This window comes from Streptomyces sp. NPDC051172, from assembly GCF_040682555.1.
GTDB lineage: Bacteria > Actinomycetota > Actinomycetes > Streptomycetales > Streptomycetaceae > Streptomyces.
The window spans coordinates 1-5352 of the sequence record NZ_JBFBBE010000241.1 but is presented as its reverse complement, the minus strand read 5'-3'; the positions used below and the strand labels follow the sequence as shown (position 1 = coordinate 5352).

Sequence of the window (5352 nt, the reverse complement as noted above, 5' to 3'; positions counted from 1 at the left end):
GGTCGGACCTGATCGACGGCTGCCTCATCGAGACCGGACTGATCATGGGAGCCGGATGATCGATCGGCCCGCCACCGCGAGTTCAACCCCGGTACGACCGCAGATGCCGTCGTCCATGGCCGTGGTGAAGTCGCGGTACATGTCCGCGCTGAGCTGGGTGCCGCTCAGTCGTACGCCCTTCAGCGGGGTGACCAGTTCGGGGAAGCGGCGTATCAGCGCCTGGAACACGGCCGGCGTGGTGTTCATGCAGTCGACCCGGCCCGGAGCGAGTACGTCCGCGATCTGTTCCAGCAGGTGCGTCGTGTACTCCTGGGCGTCAGCCGGCCGCCCGGCCCGGATCAGCCGCTTCACCCACCGCGGATCCATGTCGATCGCATACGCTCGGCCGTCGTACAACTCGGACGTCTCCCACGTACCGTTGCCGATCAGATGCGGTCCGGTGGGCGTCGTCTGCAGCCATGTGCGGTGCGGCCGAAAGCCCTCGGTGGCGAACGACCATCGGCGCCATGCGCCGCGGTGCAGCAGCATGTCGGGGGTGTGGAAGAGCCGGCAAGGCGTACCCGCGGTGCCCCCGGTCTCCCAGATCCGCCCGGTCAGCGGCCGGGGCACGGCCAGTGGTACCAGGTCCGTGGGGTCCATGCCGCGCAGGACCTCCAAGGGGAACGGGCCGAAGGCCGTGAGCTGGTCGTAGCGGGTGAGGTCCCGCGAGTCGAAGTCCAGCTCGGCCGCCCGGCGCAGCCAGTAGGGGCTGCCGGCGAGCGGATCGAAGTGCCGGGCGACCACCCGGCGTGTCCAGGCGTCCAGATCGGTGTCGAGCCAGCCCTGGACGAGTTCGTCGCACTTCGTGGCCCGCGACCCGACCGGTGTGTGGGTCGTCAACGTCATCGCCCGGTCTGTGTGGGGGCCAGGTCGATGCCCAGCTCGAAGGCGCTGGTCAGCACCTGCTGGATGTGCTCCGGCTGGTCGACGTGCACCACCGGGAACGGGAAGCGGAGGATTCCGTCGGGGATCGAGCCGCCCATGATCAGCGTGAGCCGGACACCCTCCTCCTTCATGCCCGCGCACACGTCCACCAGGCTGATGGCGTCCGTGGAGTTGCGGTCGAACAGGTCCCGCACGTCTTCCGCGGTCGTGAGCTTCTTCTGCTCCAGACAGGAGAACAGCGGCAGTTCGGGCGCCGTTAAGGGCATCGCCTTGATGTACGGGGCCATGAACTCGCGGTGGTGGCCGCGCAGCGGCGAGTGCACCGCGATCGGCCGGTCCGGCAGCGGGGCTATCGTGCCCGGCGGCAGGTCGGCCGCCAGTTCATCCAATGCCGAGCGCTCGCCGGAGAGCATCAGTATCTGCATGGCGCCGTCCGCCGTGACGCCGAAGTTCCCGGACAGTTGAACCCCTGGCCGGCCCTCGCCCCGGTAGGCGGCGACCAGGTCTCCCCCGACGGGGGAGAAGGCCAGGGCGAGCCCCTGCTCCGGCGCCTGAGGAGGAAGCTCGGGCGTGTGGCGGGTGTGCGCCAGCATCTCGAACAGCTCCCTGCGTCCGATCGCACCGGCCAGACAGCTCGCCGTCATCGCGCCCAGGCTGAGCCCACCGAGCGCCGACGGCCGCAGCCCGTGTTCCACCAGCACGTCGTGGATCCCCAGCGCCAGCGCGGTCTCCCGGATCGTCCCCGCGCTCTGTCGCTCCTCCTGTGCGGTCGGGAGTTCCTCCTCCAGGATCTGGCCCACCGTCAGGCCGGTCCAGCCGGAAACCTGCTCGTACAGATCACGCATCACGGGATAGGAGCGGTACATCTCCGTGCCACGTACTTCGGTGCCGACGCCACCGCCGAAAAGAAAACCCAAAGACACCGCAATCTCCAAGTCGAGAATGGCTGAAAAGCCATGCTGGACGCGGCCGGACTGCCTTCAGGCGGCGGCCGACACGTGGTCTTGCCGGATCACGTTACCCATGTCCTGGCATTCTCAAAAGGGGGTCTTCTGCAGGGTCCGCGGCGGTCGTTCAGCTGTCGCGGGAGGCGCTATGGAGACGATATCCGCGAGTGTCAGAGTCCTCTCATGGCCTCTTGCAATTCCCTTGCCCGGTCCGCCCGGGAAGCTGTGTCCGACGCGCCCGAAAGTCGGAAGCAGAAGTAATGCCCGTCGAAGACGGTTTCAGGAACGGGATCGATCCGCGGACCGCGATCGCGGTCACCGGCTACTCATGTCGTCTCCCCGGTGCAGGCAGCCCCGAGGCGTTCTGGCAACTGCTCGCCGCGGGCCTTGACGCCGTGTCCGAGACGCCGGCCGACCGCTGGGACACCGAGGCGGTCCGTACGTCGACGGTGCCCGACGCCGAACGGGCCCGGTGGGGCGCCTTCCTGGACCGGGTCGACCTCTTCGACGCCGCGTTCTTCGGGATCTCCCCGCGCGAGGCGGCCGCCATGGACCCTCAGCAGCGGCTCGTCCTCGAACTCGGCTGGGAGGCCGTGGAACACGCCGGGACCGTCCCCGGCGACCTGGCGGGCAGCCGAACCGCCGTCTTCGTCGGCGCGGACGCCGACGACTACGCCCTCCTGCGTGCCCGGCTCGGGGCCGACGGCATCACCCGGCACTCCTCGACCGGCGCCCAGCGCAGCATGATCGCCAACCGGTTGTCCTACATCCTGGGGCTGCGCGGACCGAGCCAGACCGTCGACTCCGGGCAGTCCTCCTCGCTGGTCGCCGTGCACCTCGCCTGTCAGAGCCTGCGCTCCGGCGAGTGCACGACGGCGCTGGCCGGCGGGGTGCACCTCAACCTCGCCCCGGACAGCGCACTCGTCGTCGCGGGCAGCGGGGCTCTCTCCCCGGACGGGCGGTCGCACACCTTCGACGCCCGCGCCAACGGATACGTACGGGGCGAGGGCGGGGCCCTGGTCCTGCTCAAGACCCTCGACCGGGCGCTCGCCGACGGAGACCCGGTGCGCTGCCTCATCCTCGGCGGCGCGGTCAACAACGCGGGCGGCGCGGGTGCCGGGCTCACCGTGCCCGACGAGGGCGCCCAGCGCGAGGTGGTCCGCCTCGCCCACCGGCGCGCCGGCACCCGGCCCGACGACGTGCACTACGTCGAACTCCACGGCACCGGCACCAAGGTGGGCGACCCCGTGGAGGCCGCGGCCCTCGGCGCGGCCCTCGGCACCCCGCGCACGTCGGGGCAGCCGCTCACCGTGGGTTCCGCCAAGACCAACGTCGGCCACCTGGAGGCCGCCGCGGGCGTCGTCGGTCTGCTCAAGGTGATCCTCTGCCTGACGAACCAAGCCCTCCCGCCGAGCCTCCACCACACCACCCCCTCGACTGCGCTGGACGCCCTGGGCCTCGCAGTCCAGCAGCACCTCACCGCCTGGCCGGCCGGCGACACGCCCCGCATCGCCGGCGTGAGCTCCTTCGGCATGGGGGGCACGAACTGCCACCTGGTGGTGTCGGACTGGCGCGAACCCGGCACGCCGACGGGTCCGTGCGAAACGCCCGCGTCGTCCCGACAAGGGGGGCCGCCCGCGTCCGCCGTCCACACCGAACCGACCGCCGTCGACCTGCCCGCACCCGTGGTCCTGTCCGGACGCGACGAAGCGGCACTGCGCCAACAGGCCGAGCAACTGGGACGGTTCCTCACCGAGCACCCCGGGGTGGGGCCGGCCGAGGTCGCGCCCGCCTGCGCCACGACCCGCACCCACTTCGGCAGCCGGGCCGCGGTCGTCGCCACCGGCCGAGCGGACCTGCTCACGGCACTCGCCTCGCTCGCCGAGGCCAGGCCCGCACCGCGCCTCCTGCGAGGCACGGACCAGGGCGGCCGACTGGCCTTCCTGTTCACCGGACAGGGCAGTCAACGGCCCGGTATGGGGGCTGCGCTGTATGCCGCCCACCCGGCCTACGCCGAGGCATTCGACGAGGTGTGCGCCCACCTCGACCCGCTCCTGGACCGCCCCCTTCGGTACGTGGTCCTCGGGGACACCGCGGAGCTGCACAGGACGCGGTACACCCAACCCGCGCTCTTCGCATTCGAGACCGCTCTCCAACGGCTGTTCCAGCACTGGGGAGTTCACCCGGACGTGGTGACCGGACACTCCGTCGGCGAACTCGCGGCGGCACACGCGGCCGGAGTGCTGAACCTGCCCGACGCCTGTGCGCTCGTGGCGGCCAGGGGACGGCTCATGCAGGCCCTGCCCGAGGGCGGAGCGATGGTCGCCGTGGAGGCGTCGGAGGCCGAACTGCTTCCGGACCTCGCCGACTTGACCTCCCACGTCTCCATCGCCGCGGTCAACGGCCCCACCTCGACGGTCCTGTCCGGTGACGAGGAGACCGTCCTCGCGGTCGCCGGACGCTGGCGCGAACGCGGGCGCAGGACGCGACGGCTCAAGGTGAGCCACGCCTTCCACTCGCCGCACATGGACGCCATGCTCGACGACTTCCGCCAGGTCGCCGAGAGCCTCACCTACCACACACCCCGGATCCCGGTCGTCTCCAACCTGACCGGCACCACTGCCACCGCCGAGGAACTGTGCACGCCGGACCACTGGGTGCGGCACGCCCGCGACGCCGTCCGGTTCCTCGACGGCGTACGAGCCCTGCACGCACACGGCGTCACCGTCCACCTGGAGATCGGCCCCGACGCCGTGCTCACGCCGATGGCCCGCGACTGCGCCGCCGCGGGCACCGCCGCCCACGTGGCCGCGATCCGGGCCGACCGCGACGAGCCGGAGACCTTCGCCAGGGCACTCGCCGAGCTCCACGTCCACGGCATCCCCGTCGACTGGCGGCAACTGACGGACGGGCGCCCGGCCCCGCACCTCGACCTGCCCACCTATCCCTTTCAGCGCAAGCGGTACTGGCTGGAGGGCAACGCCGCGCCGCTGCCGGTTCCGCTCCCTGCCGTCGCCGCCACGGCTCCTCCCGCCGCCCGCGACCTCGACCCGGCCGAGCTCGTCCGCAGCAGCGTCGCGGCCGTCCTCGGACATGACTCCGCCGACGAGGTCCCGACCGAAAGCACCTTCAAGGAACTCGGATTCAACTCCCTCATGGGCGTCGAACTCTGCGAACTCCTCGGCGACGCCCTGGGAGAGCGGCTCCCGAGCACCCTCGTCTACGACCACCCCACCCCCGACGCCATGATCCGCCACCTGAGCGACACCACCGCTTCCGCTCCGGTCGAAGCCGGGTCCACGGCTCTCGGTGATGCCGGTGAGGGGGTTGCGGTGGTGGGGATGGCGTGTCGGTTGCCGGGTGGGGTGGTGTCGCCGGAGGGGTTTTGGGAGTTGGTGGTTGCGGGTGGGGAGGGGGTGTCGGGGTTTCCGGTGGATCGGGGGTGGGATCTGGAGGCGTTGTTCGATGCGGATCCTGATCG

The 5352-nt window shown here is 71.1% G+C and carries 3 protein-coding genes; 1 reads left to right on the top strand and 2 read right to left on the bottom strand.

What is annotated here, in order from left to right; all coding sequences use genetic code 11:
• Positions 1 to 42 precede the first annotated feature (42 nt).
• Positions 43 to 885, bottom strand: coding sequence for an arylcarboxylate reductase (locus AB0N07_RS49620; protein ID WP_365847417.1), 843 nt, complete (start codon positions 883 to 885; stop codon positions 43 to 45).
• Positions 882 to 1847 carry an ACP S-malonyltransferase gene (locus tag AB0N07_RS49615; RefSeq protein WP_365847415.1) on the bottom strand — a complete coding sequence of 322 codons (966 nt, stop codon included), beginning with the start codon at positions 1845 to 1847 and terminating at the stop codon, positions 882 to 884. Before AB0N07_RS49615 ends, AB0N07_RS49620 begins: the two co-directional genes overlap by 4 nt.
• A gap of 284 nt (positions 1848 to 2131) precedes the next feature.
• Between AB0N07_RS49615 and AB0N07_RS49610 the strand changes: the two genes are divergently transcribed.
• Positions 2132 to 5352: type I polyketide synthase (locus tag AB0N07_RS49610; protein ID WP_365847413.1), on the top strand; the 3221-nt coding region annotated here is incomplete at its 3' end.